This window comes from Actinomadura atramentaria DSM 43919, assembly GCF_000381885.1.
In the GTDB taxonomy this organism is placed as follows: domain Bacteria; phylum Actinomycetota; class Actinomycetes; order Streptosporangiales; family Streptosporangiaceae; genus Spirillospora; species Spirillospora atramentaria.
Genome location: NZ_KB907209.1, coordinates 54,222 through 73,034 on the forward strand (window position 1 = coordinate 54,222; position 18,813 = coordinate 73,034).

The window sequence follows — 18,813 nt, forward strand, 5'->3', positions numbered from 1 at the left end:
CAGACGACGTCCACGCGGCGGTCCGGGGCCGCGCGGCGCGGCCCCGCGGGGATGCCGGGGCCGCGCCGCGCGGGTCAGGCGGCCATGACGCGCTTGTGCAGCGCGGTGACGGCCTGCCGGGCGGACAGGATCGCCCCGTGCTGCCAGGCGTCCATGTAGGAGAGCCAGTCGCCCGCGAACAGCACGCGGCCGGTGGGCGCGGTGAGGGGCTTGAGGACGGGCGCGTCGGGCGTGCCGCCGGGCAGGCTGTGCCACGCGCCCTCAAGGTGCGGGACGTATCGCCATGACACGGAGAACGACGAGGCGAGCTCCGTCCGGTACTTCGCGCCGTAGATCCGCTCGCCGAGCATGACGGCGCGCGCCTCCCGCTGGCGCGGCGTCATCTTCCCGTACGCGTCGGCGTTCGCGCCGGTGTTGTAGTAGCCGACGAGGACGCCGCGCCGCTCGTGGAACCCGTGCGACGGGTGCCAGACGTGGGCGAGGTCGAGGTCGGTCTCGGTGATCCCGCCGTAGATGCGGTGGTCGGTCTCCCACCAGCGGGTCCGGTACTCCAGCCCGATCTTGCTGGCGGACGACGGCCGGACGGCCTCCAGCGCGGTCTGCACGTCGCCGCCGAGGTTGTGGGGGATCTTGGCCAGCAGGTGCGGGGGCATCGCGGCGACGCAGTAGTCGGCGTCGATGGAGCGTTCCCGGCCGTGCGCGTCGGAGTAGACGACGGTCACGCCGTCGGCGCGCTGGGTGAGCCGGGCGGCGGCGCAGCCGAGCTTGACCTTGTGCGGGCCGATGGCGCGGGTCAGCGCCTTCGGGATCTGGTCCATGCCGCCGACCGGCTGGAACATCAGCATCGCCTGGTCGAACTCGAACTCGAACGCGAAGTACCGGCCGACCGCCGAGGAGAACACCTCCGACGCGGTCGGGACGTCCCCGAGCAGCACGCCGGGACGCCCCGCGCCGCCCGGGTACTCGCTGAACCCCCGGTTCGCGCCGCCCGTGTAGGCGAAGCCGTCCGCCTTGCCGCCGATCTCGCCCCAGCCCTCCAGGAAGGACAGCAGCCGCGCGCGGTCGTCGGCGGTGAGCGCGGCGTCGAGCGCGCCCCCGTCCGCGGCCTTGGCGAGCAGTTCGCCGACGTACCCGTACACGTCGGCCTTGGCGGTCCGGTACCGGACCGGGCGGCCGGGTCGCATCCCGCCCTTCTCGTTGTAGATGTAGGCGTCGGCGTTGGAGTTGGTGAACACCTCGATCGGGACGCCCAGCTCCCGGCAGTAGTCGAGGGTGACCATCCACTGGGCGAGCCGGGCGGGCCCGGCGTTGAGGTACTGGCCGTCGCTGAATCGGGCGACCTGCTTGTTGCCGGACAGGTCGGTCTCGGCGGTGCCGCCGCGGACGGTGAGGTTCCGGCCACCGGTGCGCCCGCGCGGTTCCAGGATCGTGCAGCGGTATCCGGCCTTGCCGAGTTCGTAGGCCGCGACGAGTCCGGCGACGCCGCCGCCGAGGATCACGACGCTGGCGGCCCGCCGTCCGGTGAGGCTGAAGTCGGACGGGCTGGGCGGCAGGAACGCCGGGGTCGCGGCGGACGCCTCGGTCGGCGCGAGGCCGAGCGCGCCCATCGCCGCGAACATCGTGCCCGCGCCGCCGGTCACTCCTACGGCGCGCAGGAAGTCCCTCCGCGATCGTCCCGTCCTGACCTGCTGGTTCTGAGTCACAGCGCCTCTCCCGCCTTCAAGGGTCGTTCGCCAGAAGCGCGGACGATCTTGATTCGGGACCGTTTCGGGCGGTGCCGTCTTACGTGAAGTTCGCGTGACGTGAACCTATTCGAGGTTCTTCGGTTGGTTTGCGCGGTTTGTGTGCCGTGGCCGGCATCGCCGGCCTGCCGGTGCGATCCGCGCGTCGTCGTCCGGCCCCTCTAGCGGGAATCGCGGCAGGTCACAGGAGTCGTCCGACGACGTTCATGCAGTCCTGGGCGGCCTGGGCGACCTGGCCGGCCGAGCCCGCCGCCGCCACGACCGTCGTGAGCGCGGCCTTCGCCCGCAGGAGCTTGCGCCGGTCGCCGGGCGCGGCGGCGGCGTCGCTGACGTCGGCGACGTGGTCGAGCAGGTCGGTCCGGTCCCGCTCGCCGAGTTCCGCCGCGTCGCGGATGGCCGCCGTGAGGACGCGCACCACCTCGGCGAGGTCCGCGCCGTTCGTCTCGCCCCCGGCGCCGCCGATGTTCAGGTTGCTGGCCACGTTGATCGTGCTGCCGTTCGCGTTCCCGTTGACGAGGCCCACGTTCCCGATGACGGTGACGGGCCTTTCCCGTCCGGACTGGCGGGTGTAGTCGTCCATATGGTCCATGACCTCCTTCAGATAAGCCAGTTGAACGTTCCTGAACGCCCAGTAGATCGCCGCCCGCAGCTCAGGACTCGCGGACTGCGCGCCCAGCCGGGCCGCCGCGGCGACGCGGAACCCGATCTTCGAGTACTTCCGAGGGATCTCGTCGGTCAGGAACCCCGAAAGCGCCTGGGACTCACTCCGGCTTTCGGCCGCCTGCCAGTCGGCGAGCGCCCGCCCGGCGCGCGGGGCGTCCTGGTTCCGCAGGAACCGGTTGATCTGCCGGGCGAGAGTGTCGGCGGCCACCGTGTCCTTGATTCGCGCGAATCTCGGTGGATGGATCTCGGCGATCGGGCTCTCGGCGTCGAGCGCGCCGAGCGACGCGCCGGTTTCTCTAAGCCACTTCTTCGTGCGGGAGAGGTACTTCTCCCAGTCTCCCGCCGGGCAGACCACTTCTCCGCGTCCCTTGCTGACCCGGTCGCCCGAAGAACGCAAGCGCGACAACTCCGCTTCGAGCCCGCGGGCATCGGCGTCCAACCGCGCGCCCGCTTCCGGCCGGAGCAGCTTCAGCAGCGGCGTTCGGGCGCGGCCCCACGCGATCACTCCGTACAGCGCCGCCGCGGCCTCCGGGGACGGCCTGGTCCCCGTCCGCGGTGCGGACCAGTCCCGCCCCTCCCGCTCCCGGTAGATGCCCGGCCCGCACGCGTCCGGCGGCAGCGCCGCCAGTCGTTCCGCGTGCCGCAGGACCTCCCCGGCGACGTGCCGGACGACCGCCCCGCTCAGTTCCCGCAGCGCCTCCTGCGGGTTTTCACCGCGCGCGGCGGGCCGTAGCGGCACCGTCAACGGCGCGCACGTCTCGCTCAGCTCCGGGCCTGGGGACGGGACGGACTCTGCCCGCCACTGCTCGACCTCGGCCTCGACCTTGGCCCGCGCCTGCGCTTTGAGCGCGGGCTGCGCCTTCTCCCACCCCTTGTAGGCCAGGAAGGCGAGCGTTCCCCAGATGTAGAGCTCGGCGAGGGGACTGTCGCCGTGCCAGGAGAGGATCATCAGCACGACGAGCCAGGCGGCAACGACCTTCCACAACGTCGGCCTCCCAGGATGTCGCGCGGCCTCGGGGCCGAGGACGGCCCTCACTCCCAAGGTAAAGCAAACATCCGTGTTCCTGTAAGTCCTGGCTCAGGGCAGGGTGAGGCCGTCCGGGAACTCGGGATGCTGAAGGAGTCGGCCGCCGGGGGAGACCCGCAGACGGAACTCCTCGGGGCCGGGCCTGCCCGCCGCGTCGTAGCGGTCGATGACGTCCTCGATCCGCGACCACGGTTCGAGCGGACCGCCTTCGCGCACCGCCCACCCGTCCGGACCGTCGACCAGGACGGCGGCGGAGCCCGTGACCACGTCGATCAGGTACGTCCGGTCTTCGAGGGTGACCAGTTGGGCGTTCGGCGCGGCGCACTGGGCGAGGAAACGCAGGTGGAACGCCTCTTCGGTCGGGGCGTCGATGCGTTCCGGGGCGTGCCGGGCCGGGCGCGTCCGCGACGGGACGTCGGCGAGCCAGTCGCCGGGATTGCCGACCGGCGGCGCGGCGTGGACGCGGACGGGCATGAACGAAATGGTCCCCGGCAGCAACGGCCCCTCGGCGGTGCCGTCCTCGGCGACGGTCAGAAGCGTTCGCGCGCTCCCGTGCAGCCAGCCGCTGAGCGGGAGCAGCAGCCTGCCACCCGGCCGGGTCTGGGCGAGGAGCGCGGACGGGACGGTCCGGAACGAGCACGCCGCCACGATCCGGTCGAACGGCGCTTCGGGCCAGTACCCGTACAACCCGTCCGCGACCGCGACGGTCGGCTGCAGGCCCACGCCGTGCAGCGCCGCCGCCGCCCGCGTCAGGACGCCCGCGTCCACGTCGATGCTCGTCACGTTGGCCGCGCCGAGCCGTTCGCAGGCCAGCGCGGTCGAGTACCCGGTGCCCGTGCCGATCTCCAGCACCGTGTGCCCGTCTGAGATCTGGGCGTCCGTCCACATCTGGATCACGAGTGACGGCAGCGTCGCGGACGACGTCGGGAAGCCCCCATGCCGGACGGCCGGGGCTTTCCAGTCCGGCTCCTCGCCGTCGAACTGCGTGACCAGCGTGCTGTTGGAGTAGGCGCCCGCCAGCCAGCGTTCGCGGTCGAGCGCTGCGGTGACCGGTTCCCACACCGGTAGCCCGAGTTCGTCGGGCTCGTCGGCGGACAGATAGAAGCCGGGCACGAAGCGGTGCCTCGGCACGGCCGCGACCGCCGCCCGCCAGGCCGCGTCGTCCAGCGCGCCGTCGTCGGTGAGGCGCGCGGTCATCGCCGCGCGCAGCCGCGCCGCGTCGGCGGGCCGGTCGGACATGTCAGGTCTCCTTCTCGGTCAGGACGTCGGCGAACGCCTCGGCGATGGAGTCGGCGTCGGGCAGCCAGCCCCACTGGCCGTTCGGGTTGCATTCGAGGATCGTCCAATCCTCGGCGCGCTCCCCGTCGCCGGTGAGCGCGAAATCGAAACAGCCGAAGACGAGCGCCATGTCGGCCAGATACCGGTGGAGCGCGCGTTCGATCGGCTCCGGCACGGCGATGGGCGTGTGGACGAGTTCCGCCCAGTCGCCGCGACGCCAGTCCAATGCCGCGTCCGGCGCGGTGATGCGCTGCACGAAGACCCGGCGGCCGACGACGGTGACGCGCGCATCGCTGGTTTTCGGGACTTCCTTCTGGAAGAGGTGGGCGGTCACCGCGATCGAGTCGTCGAAGTCGGCGGCGTCGACCCGCTGCGCCCAGATCGCGCCCGCATTCTCACCGTCGATCGAGGGCAGCCCCCGGAAGGGCTTGTAGATGACGGGCGCGTTGCGGGCGGCGAAGGCACGGGCTTTCCGGACGTCGTTCGTGATGAGCGTCGGCGGAATCAGGAGGCCCAGTTCGGCGAACCGCCGTAACTGGACGGGCTTGTACTCGGCACGTGCGACCGCGAACGGATGGTTCACATAGCGCGCGCCGTGAATGTCCGCGAGCACGCCGCCCAAGCCCTGGCGTGCTTCCGCGGCGGCGAATTCCCGATCGAGCCGGGGCAGCGCGGCGTAGCGGGCGGCGAACGGCGTGGGCCGCCGATAGTACACCGCGGTCACGCTCTCGATGGGGACGTCACGGCTGTCCGTCCGTAACCGGCCGGACCACGACGACCCGTCGATGCGTGCCGCGAACGTCAGCCGTTCGCCGATGTCGGCCGGGTCGACGCGGGCCACGGGCACGGCGCGTTCGTTCAACGCGGAGACGACCAGGTCGGCTGTGGCGTCCTCCAGCGAGGTCACGACCAGGACGGAAGGCGCCACGCCTCAGTCCGACTCGTAGTCGGGCGTCGAGTCGTCCGCGACCTGCGGCCGGGGCCCCTCGCCGTCCGGGCCGCCGGACTTCGAGGTGGTGGCCAGGGTCCGGTTCGTCCCGTGTTTGCCCATCTCGATGACCTGCCCCGCCGCGTCCAGGTAGCGCGCCGTCTGGCTGGCCGCGTCGAGTTCCACCGTCGCGTAGGACGGCGGCGGGAAGGGAAGCCGGTCGGCGGCCAGCCGCATCGCCCAGGGCGAGCACGTCTCCGCTGCGTTCATCGATGCACCTTTCTTCGGCCGCTGCCGGTTGATCCTGGCGTGAGGCTAACCGGGCAGGCCGTGATCGTGCAGGGTCTTGCAGCACATTCTCGTTCACGAGCAGTGCTCGGAGGCCGCGTGGATGAGAGTGCGAGCGGCGGTGCCGTAGACGGCGAGCCCGGCGAGTGTGATGAAGGCGGTCTTTAGATATCGACCTCGAATCGTTGAGTGACGGTCACTTCTGCGGTGAGGAGTTCTGTGATCGCCATTTCGTCGTCATAGATCCGGAGGGGCTTGGGCACTCAGAGGCGGTCCGTGCAGTCTGCGGTGAAGGGAATGACGCCCAGCAGGGCGTTGGGCCATTTCGTGACGGCGGACAGGTGGGCGAGCCGTTCGCGCATGACGACGGAGCCGCCGAAGCGGACCATCGGCCCGGACTCCTCACGCCGCCGCCATTCGACGTACGCCGAGGAGACGTTCAGCATCTTCTCGATGAGGTCGTCGGCCCGGTCCCCCGCTCCGCAGAACGCGCACCGGACACGGATGTCGTCCACGCTCGGCGAGGTTGACCAGCGTAAGGATCTTCGAGGGTTGGGAAACGTCTCATCCGGCGCGGCGCGCAGGTTCGGCCTTGGACGCCCCGGACCGCTTGAGGAGTTCGCGCAGCTCGTCGGCGAGGGCTTTCCGGGCCTGCTGGACGGGCGAGTCCGCCGGGGGCCGGGGCCGGTGGCGGCGACCGGATGCGCGGTCGGTCAGCCAGAAGTCGTTCGACGGCACGAGCAGCCCGGCGGCCTTCTCTCGCGGCAGCCAGCGGACGTCGTCGCCCGCCTCCACGGTCCGCCACGGACCGGCGTGCTCGAAGCGGACGTAGTCGGTTGGGGCAGGGAGACGCCCCGGCGCCTGCGGACGGTCACGCCGCGCGCCACGGTGTCGGCGACGAAACCGGGCCAGTGACCGCCGCGCGGTGGCCGCCGCCGGTGCCGGTTCTCGCGCCAGCGCAGGTAATCCGGGCTCTCGGTGTCCACGCGGTACACGTCGCGGAGTTCGAGGTGGTCGAGACTCGTGGCCGCCGACCCGAACAGCTTCGCCAAGCCCTCACGGTCCAGCAGCGGGGGGCTTCTCCAACTCCACCGCACCTTTCCAGTTCGTCCAGCGCCCGGCGGAGCACGGGGATCATCCGGGCTGGAACGCGGATGACGGTCTCGTGGCCGGGGACCGGACGGAACAGTTCCCCGACCGCTTTCACGGTCTCGTCGTCGGCGGTCCACGACTGCATCACCAGCTCGCGCCTCGCGCGGTCGACGGACGCGGCCGGAGCGCTGGGTCAGAGGTCGAGGGTGCCGGACTTCGCTTGGGTGAGAAGGGCGGCGAAGGACGAGCGGGTGAGGGGGAGGTGGCCGGTTCGGGGGGACTTGCTGTCGCGGACGGCGATGGTGGGGGAGGTGTCGGCCACCTCTACGCACTCGCGGTTCGCGTTGCTTCGGGTGCTCTTGCGCCAGGTGGGGTGGGCGGTGGCTACCTCTACGCATTCCTGGCGGGTGTTGCTGCGGGTGCTTTTGCGCCAGGTCGCGGTGGTGAAGTCGGTCATCGCATCTCCTTGGTGGGGTCGGGTTGGGTGTACCCCGGAGGAGATGGGTCGGCCCCCGTCTGGCCGTTGGTGGACGGGGGCCTGGTGTTCGTGCTTGTTCAGAGGTCCAGGTCGCCGGACTTCGCGTGGGTGAGCAGGGTTGCGAAGTTGGCGGGGGCCAGGGTCAGGTGGCCGGTTTGCGGGGACTTGCTGTCGCGGACGCCGATCGCAGCGGAAGCCCCGGCCACCTCGACGCATTCGCGCCGGGTGTTGCTGCGGGTGCTCTTGCGCCACGTGGCGGTGGCGAAGTCAGTCATCGTCGTCCATCTCCTTTGCGGTCCTCCGGAACAGCGCAGTGCTGTCCTCCTCGGACAACGCATCGTTCCAGATCTCCGCGAACGCCTTGGTGAACTGGTCGATCTCACGGGGTTTGTCGAGGTACAGCTCGCCGGTGTACCCCTGCATATATACCGTGGGCGGCTCGAACTCGTGGCCGTCCTCGATCGGCGCGAACCGCATCAGCGTGAACGGGCCGGTGTCCAGACCTCGGTGCGCGCCCGCCGCGAACGGCATGACGCGGATCGACGCGTTCGGAAGCTCGTTCGTCTCCGCGAGCTGCTGGAGCTGCGCCGCCATCGTGGCGGGGCTTCCGATCGGACGGCGGACGACGGCCTCGTTGAGCACGACGCGCAGCCGTGTCGGGGCCGTCTTGCGGGTGAACAGCATCTGGCGCTGCATCCGCAGGCGGACGCGGTTGTCCACCTCGGCCGCCGGAAGTTGCGGTTCGTTCCTCGCGAAGAGGGCGCGGACGTATTCCTCGGTCTGAAGGAGGCCGGGGATGAGCTCGGGGGAGTACTGGTCCATGCTCCCGGCGGACTCTTCCATGCTGATGTAGAGGTCGAATCCCTCGGGGATCGTGTCGCCGTAGGCGTGCCACCAGCCGCGCGCCTTCCCCTCCAGCGCGAGCGCGGTCAGGAACGACGTCAGTCTGGGCGGCGCTTCGTACGCCTTGCACATCGCGGCCACCCGCTCCGGCCTCACCGAGGTCCAGCCGTTCTCGATCCGCCACAGCGTCGTCTCCGAGATCTCCAGGACGGCGATGGCGGTCTGCACGTCCATCCTGATGCGCAGACGCAACCTGCGCAGATGCCGGCCGAGCTGCCTGCGCGGGACCGTCGATGTTTTCGGCGCGTTGGCCATGATCGCCTCCGGGGTTGCGTCTTTCACCGAAAGTGAAAGGGTCGGGGTCGCGGAATTGAAACGCCGTCTTGCACTGCTCGGATTGTCGCATGGGGATCTTGTTGGAAACTTGCAGTTCGTTTTAATCCGGTGCTCTACTCGGTTCACCGCCGGAGTTCTCCGGAAGGTTCATTCCAATCGGTTGGCATATGTCCGGTTCCGTGGTTCGTGTGGTCCATGACCGTTGCGGAACGCCGGGACACCCGAGGAAGGGCGGATCGCGATCGTGTCCAGCGACATCCCCACGGCCGCGCCGCGCGGCGACGGCGAGGCGTTCCTCCGCGCCGTCGCCGCCGCACTCGACTCGCTCGGCGCGTTCCGCACCTCCGTCGTGCGGCCCGGCGGCGGCGCGCCGGTGCTGCGCGTCCGCGCCGTGGACGGCGGCGTCGTCAGCCCCCTCGGCGAGATGATCGGCGTCCGCCGCGCCGACGACGGCACGCCGCGCGCCCTGTGGTCCTGGGGCGAGGACGTCCTGGGCGGCGGCGACGCGCGGCTGGTCGCCGCCGAGATCCGCGACGTCCTCGACCCGGAGGGTTGAGCGGTGGCGGTGGGCGGACCCGAGCCGGGCGGACCGCCGTCCGGCGGCGTGCCCGCGACCGTCGTCCCGCAGCGCGAGCGCGTCACGCTGCTGGTCCACCTGTCCGGGCTCGTCGCGGCGCTGGGCCTGCCGACCGCGTTCGCCGTCATCGACGGCCGCGCCGTCCTCAACGTCCTCCCCCCGGCGGACGGCGGGCGCGCCGCGACGGTCGGCTGCCGGTACCGCGCCGGACGCTGGTGGTTCTACGACGTCCGGACCGGCGCGGACCTCGCGCCGACCCGCGACCTGGCCGAAACGGCGCGCCTCGTCCGCGCAGCGGTCACGCGCACTCTTCCACCCCATTAATCCAACGATCGAGAAAGAGGGTGATCTCGTGGAGTCGGCCCCGCAGAGTCCGTTCCACGGCGGTCCGGGCGCGCGGCGTTCCGCGCGGTATCCGGTCGGTGTTTTCCTGCCCGGCGACAACGCCGCCGAAAGGAATTCCGGAAAGGACGCCGACACCGTTCCGCCGATGCCCGTCAACCAGCGCGTGGTGTTCCTCGAAGCGCTCGGACTCACCCTGCGCGAAACGTATCCCGGCGTCTCCTGCCGCGTCGCGCGGTTCCGCGCGGCGCTGCCCCCGGTGCTCGGCGTGTACTTCGGCGACGCCCGGCGCGAGATCGGCTGCGACCTCGCGCACGACGGCTGGAACTTCGTGTGGGGCTTCGACCCGCGCCGCGTGATCGGCCCGGCCGGGGACCTGTCCCGCGCGGCCGCCGCCATAGCCGCCGACCTGGGCGCCCACCCCCGCCCCGGCCACTGACCCGCCCACGGCGAGGCGGCGCGAACCTCCACCCCACCCGTCCACCCACCGCCCCGCCGCTCGCGTCCGGACGGGACGACCCCGCCTCGCCCACTGCCTCATCCATCGCGGACGGCACAGGCTCCGCCTCGCCCACCGCCCCGCCGATCGCGTGCGGGGCGGCCTCCGCCCCGGCCACAGGCCCGCCCGCCAGCGGCCGGGGCGGGCTTCCGCCTCGCGCGCTGCCCTGCCGGTCGTGAGCGGGGCGGCCTCCGCCCCGGCCGTTGGCACGCCCGCCGTGGGCGGCGCGAATCATCACCCGCCGCACCCACCGCCCCGCCGGTCGTGGGCGGGGCGGCCCCCGTTTCGTCCGATGGCCCGTCCGTCGCGGGCGGCGCGGACCTCCGCCTCGGCCGCTGCCCTGCCGGTCGTGGGCGGGGCGGCCTCCGCCCTGGCCGTTGGCGCGTCCGTCGCGGACGGCGTGGCCTCCGCCTCACCCGCTGGCTCGTCCGTCGCGTGTGGGGGCGGGCTTCCGTCTCGCCCACTGCCTCACCGGTCGTGGGCGGGGCGGGCTTCGCCTCGGCCGCTGGCTCGTTCGTCGTGGGCGGCGCGGGCCTCCGCCCGCCGCAACCACCGCCCCGCCGGTCGCGGGGGCGGGCCTCCGCCTCGCCCGCTGGCTCGTCCGTCGCGTGTGGGGGCGGGCTTCCGCCTCGCCTGCTGCCTCGCCGGTCGCGGACGGGGCGGCCTCCGCCCCGGCCACTGGCGCGCCGGTCGTCGGCGGCGCGGGGCTCCGCCTCGGCCGTTGGCCCGTCCGTCGCGGGCGGGACGTACGTCTTCCAGTGCGTGCGGTGCGTGGACCGGCCGCTGTTCACGACGTCGCAGGGGTCGTGACGCGGCGCGCTCCCGTGCGTGCCCGGTGTGACGGTTCCAGGTGTCAGGCGGTGGTCCGGGGGTTAGGGTCGCGGCATGGCTCAGTACCTCGAAGTCCATGTGACGGCCGGTTCGCGGGAGCAGGCCGAGGAGATCGCGCGCGCCGCCGTCGAGGGGCGCGCCGCCGCGTGCGCGCAGATCAGCGGCCCGATCGCGTCCTTCTACTGGTGGGAAGGGCGCGTCGAGGACGGTGTGGAGCACCGCATCGTCCTGAAGACCACCGACGCGCAGCTCGACGAACTCGTCGCGCTGGTGAAGGCGGCGCACTCCTACGACGTGCCGCAGATCGTCGCCGTCCCCATCGTCGGCGGCCTCGGCGACTACCTCCGCTGGATCGAGGCGGAGACCAGCACCCCCGCCCGCTGACTCCTACTACTCAGCCTTCGTGTAGCGGAGGTAGAGGTAGTCGCCGTCGCGGATCGTGTGGCGGAGGGTCATGCGCTGCAGGTCGATGGCGCGGCCGTTGAGGATGCGGGGTTCGGCTCCGGCGACGATGGTCGGGCTGAGGGTGAGGCACAGCTCGTCCAGGAAACCCTCGGCGGCGATCTCCGCGAGGACCGTGGGGCCGCCCTCGCAGAGCTGACGGTGCAGGCCGCGTGCGTCCAGGTCGCGGAGCATCGCGGGGATGCTCGCGGAGTCCTCGCCCGTCAGCAGGACCTCGGCGCGGGCGCGCGCGGCGCGGAGGCGGTCCGGCGGCGCGGACTCGCACGTGTAGATCAGCGGCGGCGCCGGGGCCTCGGTGAAGAGGGGGCCGTCGAAGTCCAGCTCAAGACTGCGCGACACGACCGCCAGCGCGCCCGCGCCCGCCGGGTACTCGGTGTACTCGCGGATCGTCGTCGCGCCCATGAGCACCACGTCCGCGAGGCCGCGCAGACGCTGCATGAGCTGCCAGTCGGTGTCGTAGCCGAGCGCGCCCGTGTTGCCCTTGTAGCGGATCGCGCCGTCCAGCGACGAGATCATGTTGCCGCGCAGCCACGGCTTCCTCTCGGGGTACGCGTACGCCGCCGCCAGCTCGTCCAGGTCGATACCGCCGTCGCTCATACCTACGAACTCTAGGGAGTGTTTCCAAGTCCGGGCTTACGGCCCCTCGCCCGCGAGCGCGGCGCCGTTTCCCCGGCCGTCAACGCGCTCGCGCCGAGGTTTCGTTGAGACAGACCCCGGGCCGCGCTCCCGCGGCCTCGCCTCCCCGGCCAGATGGCGCGCTCGCGTCGGGGCTGAGGCATGCTTCGGGAACGTGACGGTCACGTGACGCGTACCTCGTCGTCGCGCTCCGTAGCGTTCTGGGTATGAGCGAAATCCTCGTCGGCGTCGACGAATCGGAGCAGAGCACGGCCGCCGTCACCTGGGCGGCGGAAGAGGCCGGGCGGATGGGCGCGGGGCTGCGGCTCGTCAACGCCGCCGGGCCGTGGCTGCTGGCGGAGAGCGACGACCCGCGCGTCCGGGAGGCCCGCGCGTGGCTGTCGCAGGACGGGCGGGACGCGCTGGAGCGCGCCGCCGCGCACGCGCGCGGGATCGCGCGGGGCGCGGCGATCCGCACCGAGCAGTTGCCGGGGCAGCCCGCGGGCCTGCTGGTCGAGCAGGGCCGCGCCGCGTCGATGATCGTCGTCGGGTCGCACGGCGCGGGGCGGCTCACCGGGGCGTTCCTCGGGTCGGTGGCGCTGCAGGTCGCGACGCACGCGACGGTCCCGGCGGTCGTCGTCCGCGAGCCCGGCTCGATCCCGTACGCCGAGATCCTCGTCGGCGTGGACGGGTCGCCCGCGTCGGACCGCGCCATCGACTTCGCGTGCGACGTCGCCGAGCGGCGCGGCGCGCGGCTGCGCGCGCTGCTCGTGCTGGACGAGCCGCTGCCCGTCGGCGGCGGCGCGCTCGTCCCGCCGCTGGACGAGAGCGACGCCGCCGACCGGGAGCGCCAGCTCGCCGAGGCCGTCGCCGGGCGGCGCGAACGGCACCCCGATCTGGAGATCGTCCCCGAGATCGTCGCGGGCCGCCCCGCGCGCGTGCTCGCCGGGGCGTCGGCGCGCGCGGACCTCCTCGTCGTCGGGTCGCGGGGGCGCGGCGGGTTCGCCGGACTCCTGCTCGGCTCGGTCGGGCAGGCGATGCTGAACCGTGCGCACTGCCCCGTCGCGGTCGTCCATCCGGCGTGACGGGACGCGCCGCCGCGATCTTTGTGAACCGACTGACAACGGGGTGCGGTCCCCGCGTGTGAAGGCTGAGTGTTCCGCACCCGAAACGCGTTCTACGGTCAGGTCCCATCGGGGATGTGGAGGTGCGGGCCGATGACCGCGACGAGAACGGACAGGGACGGCACGTGGCCGCGCCGGATCACGGCGGAGCCGTGGCGGGACCTGCCCGACGGGTCCGCGCCGTGGATGCGCGCGCGGCTGCCCGAGGTCCAGGAGGTCATGATCGCGGGCGTGCTGCGGGAGGTGCCGGAGTACGCGCGGCCCGCCGACCCGCTGTACGGGCGGGTCGTCGAGGCGGCCGTGGTGTTCGCGATGGAGCACTTCGTGCGGCTCATCGACGACCCCGACGCGTCCTGGGCGGAGATCCACCAGGTCTACTTCGAGGTCGGGTACGGCGAGGCCGTCGAGGGCCGCAGCCTGGAGCACCTCCAGGACGCCATGCGCATCGCGTCCCGGCTCGCCTGGCGGTACCTGGCGGGGGAGTACGAGCGGGAGGGCCGCCCGCTGGAGATGTTCAGCGCGATGGCCGAGGCGAACTTCGCCTACCTCGACGAACTCTCCTCCGCCGCCGCCGAGGGCTACGCGCGCGCCCGCGAGAAGGCGGCGGGGGAGCGCGAGCAGCGGCGCGCGCGGCTGATGGCGCTGCTGCTGTCGGAGACGCCCGTGCCCGACAACGTCGTCGCCGAACAGGCCACGGTCGCGGGCTGGCGGCTGCCCGCGCGGCTCGCCGTCGCGGTGCTCCAGCCGCTGCCCGGCAACGGCGGCGAGGGCCCGGCCGGGCTGCCGCCGGAGATGCTGGCGGGCCTCGACCAGGGCCGCCCCTGCATCGTCGTCCCCGACCCGGACGGGCCCGGCCGGATGGACCGGCTCGCCGTGACCTTCGCGGGCTGGACGGCCGCCGTCGGGCCCGGCGTCGCGCCCGCCGACGCGCGGATCTCGCTGCACTGGGCGCGGCGCGCGCTGGACCTCGCGCCGCGCGAGCGCGACGCCGCGCGCGTCCGGCGGGGCTCGCTCGTCCGCGCCGAGGACCACCTGCCCGAACTGCTGCTCCAGGAGAGCGGGCAGCTCGTGGACATCGTCGCGGCGCGCCGGCTTGCACCGCTCCAGCTCATGAACCGGTCGAAGAAGGGGCTCAGCCTCGCCGTCACGCTGCTGGAATGCCTGAAGAACGGGTTCAACGCGACGGACGCGGCGGTGGCTTTGAACGTCCACCCGCAGACGGTGCGGTACCGGATGGCGCAGCTCACGGATCTCTTCGACTTCGACATCGAGGACCCGGAGATCCGGCTGGAGCTGATGCTGGTGCTGCGCGCGTGGATCAGGCGGGCGCGGACGGAGCCGTCGCCGGTCTGACGGCGGTGGGTCGCGCGGCCCTCTGGGCGAATGGCACCGGTCTGACGGCGGCGGGCGTCCCTTCAGGCGGGCGCGGGCGGGCGGCTCGTCAGCCTGACGGCGGTGGGTCGCGGTCGCGTGCGGGCTTTCAATTGGAAGGCCCCTTCCCCGTACCGAACGGCGCGCTGCGGCGCGGGGAAGGGGCCAGTCTGGGGGTTAGCGCCGTCCGGGCTCGCCGGGCAGCAGGGAGAAGCGCCGGGTGCGACGGTGCCGGGCGCGCTCGCCGGACGAGCGGGTCGCGCGGGGCGCTTCCGGCTCCAGCGCGGGCTCGGGCTCCGGCTCGGGCAGGGGCTCGGGGTCGAGGACCGCCGTCGTCGTGAGGGGCGCGGTCGCGTGCGTCGCCAGGTCGTCGGCGCGGCGCGGCTCGGCGCCGCGGCGCGGCTCGGCCGGGACCGTGACGGTCACGACGCGCACGAGCGGCCGTCCGCCCGCCATCGCGCGGCGGCGGCGCATCATGCGGACGCGCGTCAGCACGAGGAACTGGCCTGCCAGCAGCGCCGCCATCCACCCGGCCGCCGCCGGGCCGATCTTCTGGGCGGTCGGCAGGACGGCGTCCGCCGAGCGCAGCGCGGTCTTCGCCGTGGACGTCGCCACGTTGTCCGGCGTGGCCGTCGCGAGCTGCGGCGACGCGACCGGCGGCAGCGCCACCTCGGGGGCGTTCACCGTCTGCGCGGACGGGATCGCCGGGGCGGCGCCGACCTGCGGCATGCCCGGCACGCCGCCCGTGTTCGGCACCGTGCCCGTCCCGCCGCCGCCCGTGCCGCCCGGCGTGTTCGGGACGGTCGTGGTCGGCGAGCTGTGCGTCGGGTTCGGCGTCGGCTTCGTCGTGGGCTTGTCCGGCGGCTTGGTCGCCGCGCCCTTCACCGTCAGCCGCGCCGAGCCCGAGACCGGGAGCGGCGAGCGCGGGCCGGTGGCGGTCGCGTCGATCGAGACCGCGCCGGACTTCGCGCTCTTCGGGACGGTGAGGTCCACGGTGAACGACTTGCCCGTGTAGAAGACCGTCGCCAGGTACTTGCTGGACGGGCTCGGGTTCAGGCCGGGCGCGGACACGTCCACGTTCGTGCTCGTGGACGGCATGTCCTTGCTGGTCTTCCCGGCGCTCACCGTCACCGTCGCGGTGACGTGGTCGCCGGGCGACGCCGTCGACTGCGACAGCGAGACCGACACGGCCAGTTCGGTGACCCACTTGGACGGGTCGATGGTCGAGCCGGGACTCGGGTCGTCGTCGGCGGCGGCGAGCGCGCCGGGGAGCACGCCGACGGCGGCGAACGCCGCCACCGCGCCGATCCCCGCGACGATCGGCCGCATCAGCGGCCGGCCCACCGGACGGAACGCCACACCGGTCCCCTTCCCTCAACGTCGTGCGGCGCCGAGATCCGGCGCCGAGGGAAGCCGATCACGGTCGCGGAGGGTGCGGCAAGGGCGTCGGCGGGTTATTGACGGACCTCGCGTGTTTCCGCTCGCGGGAGTTGTCGACGCACGAGTGTTTTCGCCGGTCACCGCACCGCGGGACGGAGCTGGGAGCCGGTTTTGCTCACATCCGCACAATGGGCTTACTGCGCGTTTCCGGGGGGTGCGGAAGCGAAAACTATCGGGTTTCGTTAGGACCCCGGTCACCTGGGCGAAATGTCTTGTTGGGCCTTCCGGAGCGTCGCTACGCTGCCGCACTCGATGACCGAAACGCCCCGGCCCGGAAGGTGAACGAGCGATGGCCCTGTTCAGCACGAGGCGGTCCAGCGCGGCGGTGTTCACCGCCGTCGCCGCCGTCGCGGCCTCCGGCCTCGCCGGTTCCCAGTACGCGGCGGCGGCTCCCGCGTCGCTGAGTTTGAACTACACGTGCGACTATCCGCTGGTCCTCGAGCAGCCGTTGAAAGTGAAGATCAACGCGGACGTTCCGACGAGCATCGCCGCGGGGCAGCCGTCCCCGTCGATCCACGTGGACACCAAGTCGACTATCAACGCTGACACGACCAACGGCCTCGCGATGATCGGTGCAGCCTCGATCGAGGGCACGGCGACGTCGACCAGTACGGTCCACTCGCCGGCAGGCGCCCAGGACGTGCAGGTGCCGATCACCCTGACCAAGCGGTCCGCGCCGTCCTCGGGCGACTTCGAGGTCGAGGGCTCGGGCGACGCGCCCCGCGTGACGCTGGCGCAGCCCGGCCAGGGCTCCATCACGGTCGGGAAACTGGTCCTGCACATCACCGCCCGCGACAGCAGCGGTGCGCCGATCACCGATCCCGACCTGTCCAACATCCCCTGCACACTCGACTCCGGGCAGGACGCCACGCTCGCGACCTTCACCGTCACGGACGGCGGGGGCGGCGGCGGGGGCGGCGACACGACGCCGCCGACCGCCCCGGGCAAGCCGACCGTCACCGCGACGACCGCCGACAGCGCGACGCTGAGCTGGACCGAGTCCACCGACGACACCGGCGTGGACGGCTACGACGTCTACAACGGCGACACCAAGCTCGCGTCGTCCAAGGAACCCGGCGTGCAGGTCACCGGGCTCAAGCCCGAGACGGAGTACACGCTTACCGTCCGCGCGCGCGACGCGGCGGGGAACAACTCCAGCCCGTCCCCGGCCGTGACCTTTACGACTGGGAAGGGCAGCGACGGCGGCGACAAGAAGCCGCCGGCGGGTTGCTCGGACTGGAAGGGAAGTGGCAAATATCCCGCCGGCTCCGCGATGTGCGTCTTCCTCGCCGGATACAGCAATGTTCAGAAGCTCGGCGCGGCAGTGGCCGTCAACGACCCGGCGAACGGTGAACCGACTTTCGCGCACGCCGTTCTGCACTCCAGCTACCCCAGCACCGGGCACTATCTCGTCGAACTCAAGTTCGCCGGTCCGCTGCGCGCGCAGGCGAGCACACTGCAGTTCGGCTTCATGCCGGTGCGGGCGAATATGGAGATGACGCAGGTCGGGGAATCCGTCGCCAAGATCGTCCAGGACGGCAAGAACTACACGATCCGCGCTGAGACGGACATGTCGATCCGGCTCTTCGACGTCACCGTAAACGGCACGAAGCTCGACGTCGGACCCAAGTGCCGGTCGGTCACCCCGGCGAAACTCCTCCTCGGCGGCGGCAGCCCCGAGTTCACCAACGTGCTCAAGGGCGGACCGCTGCGCGGGAAGTACACGCTTCCGAAGTTCACCGGCTGCGGGACCAAGGGCGACAACCTCGACCGCCTGCTCTCCGCGAGCATTTCCGGTCCTGACAACTACATCAAGATGATCGAAGGAAACCTCTGCAGCGCGGGGTCGGCGGAATGCCTGCGGCCGTCGCCCCAGCGCTGATCCCGCAGGGGCGGCGCGGCCGGAAGCGCCGCCCCTTATTGCTCCACCCGGAAGAACGGGGTTGTCATCCGATGCCAAGAAAACCCGTCAGCGCCGACGGCCTCTTGTCCGTGTTTTCCCGCCGTCACTAATGTGACCGCCCCCACGGTCTGAAAGACCCGGGGACCGGCCTGAACGAGGAGAGTTCCCCCGCTATGGAGAACGAGTCATGACCGCGCCACCGGTGAACGTCGCCGCGAGCGCGCTGCGCGAGACGGGCCGCCTGTTCGCGCTCGGCGCCACCGTCTTCGGGCAGATGTGGCGCCGCCCGTTCCAGGTCCGCGAGTTCGTCGAGCAGTTCTGGTTCATCGCGGGCGTGACGATCCTGCCGACCGCCCTGGTGTCCATCCCGTTCGGCGCCGTGATCTCCCTCCAGGTCGGGTCGCTCACCCAGCAGCTCGGCGCGCAGTCGTTCACCGGCGGCGCGAGCGTCCTGGCGGTGATCCAGCAGGCGAGTCCGATGATCGTGGCGCTGCTGGTGTCGGGCGTGGCGGGCTCGGCGATCTGCGCGGACATCGGATCGCGCAAGACCCGCGAGGAGCTGGACGCGATGGAGGTGCTGGGCGTCTCCCCGATCCAGCGGCTCGTCGTCCCGCGCGTCCTCGCGTGCGTCGCGGTGGCGTTCCTGCTGAACGGCCTGGTGTCGTGCGTCGGCGTGGCGGGCGGCTACTTCTTCAACGTGATGATGCAGGGCGGCACGCCGGGCGCGTACCTGGCGAGCTTCTCCGCCCTCGCGCAGCTCCCCGACCTCTACATCGGGGAGTTCAAGGCGGTGCTGTTCGGGTTCATCGCGGGCGTCGTCGCGGCGTACCGCGGGCTGAACCCGCGCGGCGGCCCCAAGGGCGTCGGTGACGTGGTGAACCAGGCCGTGGTCATCACGTTCCTCCTGCTGTTCATGGTCAACCTCGCGATCACCGGGATCTACCTCCAGGTCGTCCCGCCGAAGGGAGGGTGAG

Annotated in this window: 19 protein-coding genes and 1 pseudogene; 8 read left to right on the forward strand and 12 right to left on the reverse strand. The window is 72.2% G+C overall.

The genetic code is table 11. The features are described 5' to 3' along the window. Nucleotides 1-74: 74 nt before the first annotated feature. The 10 genes and pseudogenes from G339_RS0104205 to G339_RS0104255 all read right to left on the reverse strand — a co-directional run bounded on the left by G339_RS0104205 (nucleotide 75) and on the right by G339_RS0104255 (nucleotide 8,681). Nucleotides 75-1,703, reverse strand: a complete 1,629-nt coding sequence (locus tag G339_RS0104205) for a flavin monoamine oxidase family protein (protein ID WP_033322295.1) — start codon at nucleotides 1,701-1,703, stop codon at nucleotides 75-77. Between the two features lie 220 nt (nucleotides 1,704-1,923). Beyond that, nucleotides 1,924-3,390 carry a hypothetical protein gene (locus G339_RS0104210; protein ID WP_019629829.1) on the reverse strand — a complete coding sequence of 489 codons (1,467 nt, stop codon included), beginning with the start codon at nucleotides 3,388-3,390 and terminating at the stop codon, nucleotides 1,924-1,926. Nucleotides 3,391-3,483: 93 nt separating this feature from the next. After that, nucleotides 3,484-4,671: an ATP-grasp peptide maturase system methyltransferase gene (tgmC, locus tag G339_RS0104215; RefSeq protein WP_019629830.1), complete on the reverse strand. Its 1,188-nt coding sequence runs from the start codon at nucleotides 4,669-4,671 to the stop codon at nucleotides 3,484-3,486. Between the two features lies 1 nt (nucleotide 4,672). After that, the gene (gene tgmB, locus G339_RS0104220; RefSeq protein ID WP_240489743.1) at nucleotides 4,673-5,617 is read right to left on the reverse strand and encodes an ATP-grasp ribosomal peptide maturase; all 945 of its coding nucleotides are present in this window, start codon (nucleotides 5,615-5,617) and stop codon (nucleotides 4,673-4,675) included. Between the two features lie 24 nt (nucleotides 5,618-5,641). Continuing rightward, entirely contained in the window at nucleotides 5,642-5,908 is a 267-nt protein-coding gene (locus G339_RS0104225) for a putative ATP-grasp-modified RiPP (protein WP_019629832.1), read from the reverse strand. 281 nt (nucleotides 5,909-6,189) lie between these two features. Then, complete coding sequence (locus G339_RS0104235; protein WP_019629834.1) at nucleotides 6,190-6,441, reverse strand: hypothetical protein; 252 nt, start codon at nucleotides 6,439-6,441, stop codon at nucleotides 6,190-6,192. Between the two features lie 49 nt (nucleotides 6,442-6,490). Further along, nucleotides 6,491-7,155, reverse strand: a pseudogene (locus G339_RS40980) (DUF6879 family protein). Nucleotides 7,156-7,211: 56 nt separating this feature from the next. Beyond that, on the reverse strand, nucleotides 7,212-7,475 hold the full coding sequence (locus tag G339_RS0104245; RefSeq protein ID WP_019629836.1) for a DUF397 domain-containing protein: 264 nt from the start codon (nucleotides 7,473-7,475) through the stop codon (nucleotides 7,212-7,214). Between the two features lie 98 nt (nucleotides 7,476-7,573). Then, nucleotides 7,574-7,771 carry a DUF397 domain-containing protein gene (locus G339_RS0104250; protein ID WP_019629837.1) on the reverse strand — a complete coding sequence of 66 codons (198 nt, stop codon included), beginning with the start codon at nucleotides 7,769-7,771 and terminating at the stop codon, nucleotides 7,574-7,576. Next, the gene (locus G339_RS0104255) at nucleotides 7,764-8,681 is read right to left on the reverse strand and encodes a DUF5753 domain-containing protein (protein ID WP_205625483.1); all 918 of its coding nucleotides are present in this window, start codon (nucleotides 8,679-8,681) and stop codon (nucleotides 7,764-7,766) included. The genes G339_RS0104250 and G339_RS0104255 overlap by 8 nt, the downstream gene beginning before the upstream one ends. 238 nt (nucleotides 8,682-8,919) lie before the next feature. Between G339_RS0104255 and G339_RS0104260 the strand changes: the two genes are divergently transcribed. The 4 genes from G339_RS0104260 to cutA all read left to right on the forward strand — a co-directional run bounded on the left by G339_RS0104260 (nucleotide 8,920) and on the right by cutA (nucleotide 11,308). Next, nucleotides 8,920-9,231, forward strand: a complete 312-nt coding sequence (locus G339_RS0104260; protein WP_157407347.1) for a hypothetical protein — start codon at nucleotides 8,920-8,922, stop codon at nucleotides 9,229-9,231. 3 nt (nucleotides 9,232-9,234) lie between these two features. Next, nucleotides 9,235-9,576 carry a hypothetical protein gene (locus G339_RS0104265; protein WP_019629840.1) on the forward strand — a complete coding sequence of 114 codons (342 nt, stop codon included), beginning with the start codon at nucleotides 9,235-9,237 and terminating at the stop codon, nucleotides 9,574-9,576. A 166-nt stretch (nucleotides 9,577-9,742) separates the two neighbouring features. Beyond that, a complete protein-coding gene (locus tag G339_RS0104270) occupies nucleotides 9,743-10,033 on the forward strand; it encodes a hypothetical protein (RefSeq protein WP_084693143.1) in 291 nt (96 codons plus the stop codon). A gap of 945 nt (nucleotides 10,034-10,978) precedes the next feature. Continuing rightward, on the forward strand, nucleotides 10,979-11,308 hold the full coding sequence (gene cutA, locus G339_RS0104275) for a divalent-cation tolerance protein CutA (RefSeq protein ID WP_026341116.1): 330 nt from the start codon (nucleotides 10,979-10,981) through the stop codon (nucleotides 11,306-11,308). A 6-nt stretch (nucleotides 11,309-11,314) separates the two neighbouring features. On the opposite strand, the gene G339_RS0104280 is transcribed toward cutA, so the two are convergent. Beyond that, on the reverse strand, nucleotides 11,315-11,983 hold the full coding sequence (locus tag G339_RS0104280; protein WP_019629843.1) for a dihydrofolate reductase family protein: 669 nt from the start codon (nucleotides 11,981-11,983) through the stop codon (nucleotides 11,315-11,317). A gap of 245 nt (nucleotides 11,984-12,228) precedes the next feature. Here G339_RS0104280 and G339_RS0104285 point away from each other — a divergent pair, with 245 nt between their 5' ends. Both G339_RS0104285 and G339_RS0104290 read left to right on the forward strand, forming a co-directional pair. Continuing rightward, complete coding sequence (locus tag G339_RS0104285) at nucleotides 12,229-13,086, forward strand: universal stress protein (protein WP_019629844.1); 858 nt, start codon at nucleotides 12,229-12,231, stop codon at nucleotides 13,084-13,086. A gap of 132 nt (nucleotides 13,087-13,218) precedes the next feature. Then, nucleotides 13,219-14,478: a PucR family transcriptional regulator gene (locus G339_RS0104290; RefSeq protein ID WP_019629845.1), complete on the forward strand. Its 1,260-nt coding sequence runs from the start codon at nucleotides 13,219-13,221 to the stop codon at nucleotides 14,476-14,478. Between the two features lie 195 nt (nucleotides 14,479-14,673). Here the strand turns inward: G339_RS0104290 and G339_RS0104295 are convergent, their stop codons facing one another. Further along, nucleotides 14,674-15,855: a hypothetical protein gene (locus G339_RS0104295; RefSeq protein WP_020722876.1), complete on the reverse strand. Its 1,182-nt coding sequence runs from the start codon at nucleotides 15,853-15,855 to the stop codon at nucleotides 14,674-14,676. A 370-nt stretch (nucleotides 15,856-16,225) separates the two neighbouring features. On the opposite strand from G339_RS0104295, the gene G339_RS0104300 reads away from it, so the two are divergent. Then, on the forward strand, nucleotides 16,226-17,818 hold the full coding sequence (locus G339_RS0104300; protein ID WP_019629846.1) for a fibronectin type III domain-containing protein: 1,593 nt from the start codon (nucleotides 16,226-16,228) through the stop codon (nucleotides 17,816-17,818). 208 nt (nucleotides 17,819-18,026) lie between these two features. Further along, nucleotides 18,027-18,812: an MlaE family ABC transporter permease gene (locus tag G339_RS0104305; protein ID WP_019629847.1), complete on the forward strand. Its 786-nt coding sequence runs from the start codon at nucleotides 18,027-18,029 to the stop codon at nucleotides 18,810-18,812. Nucleotide 18,813: the final 1 nt, after the last annotated feature.

What these genes read in the sequence shown, in the direction of transcription:
- G339_RS0104270 (WP_084693143.1), top strand. Translation starts at nt 9,743, where the DNA reads ATGCCCGTCAACCAGCGCGTGGTGTTCCTCGAAGCGCTCGGACTCACC.
- G339_RS0104285 (WP_019629844.1), top strand. Translation starts at nt 12,229, where the DNA reads ATGAGCGAAATCCTCGTCGGCGTCGACGAATCGGAGCAGAGCACGGCC.
- tgmC (WP_019629830.1), bottom strand. Translation starts at nt 4,671, where the DNA reads ATGTCCGACCGGCCCGCCGACGCGGCGCGGCTGCGCGCGGCGATGACC.
- G339_RS0104300 (WP_019629846.1), top strand. Translation starts at nt 16,226, where the DNA reads ATGGCCCTGTTCAGCACGAGGCGGTCCAGCGCGGCGGTGTTCACCGCC.
- G339_RS0104245 (WP_019629836.1), bottom strand. Translation starts at nt 7,475, where the DNA reads ATGACCGACTTCACCACCGCGACCTGGCGCAAAAGCACCCGCAGCAAC.
- cutA (WP_026341116.1), top strand. Translation starts at nt 10,979, where the DNA reads ATGGCTCAGTACCTCGAAGTCCATGTGACGGCCGGTTCGCGGGAGCAG.
- G339_RS0104290 (WP_019629845.1), top strand. Translation starts at nt 13,219, where the DNA reads ATGACCGCGACGAGAACGGACAGGGACGGCACGTGGCCGCGCCGGATC.
- G339_RS0104225 (WP_019629832.1), bottom strand. Translation starts at nt 5,908, where the DNA reads ATGAACGCAGCGGAGACGTGCTCGCCCTGGGCGATGCGGCTGGCCGCC.
- G339_RS0104305 (WP_019629847.1), top strand. Translation starts at nt 18,027, where the DNA reads ATGACCGCGCCACCGGTGAACGTCGCCGCGAGCGCGCTGCGCGAGACG.
- G339_RS0104280 (WP_019629843.1), bottom strand. Translation starts at nt 11,983, where the DNA reads ATGAGCGACGGCGGTATCGACCTGGACGAGCTGGCGGCGGCGTACGCG.
- G339_RS0104250 (WP_019629837.1), bottom strand. Translation starts at nt 7,771, where the DNA reads ATGACTGACTTCGCCACCGCCACGTGGCGCAAGAGCACCCGCAGCAAC.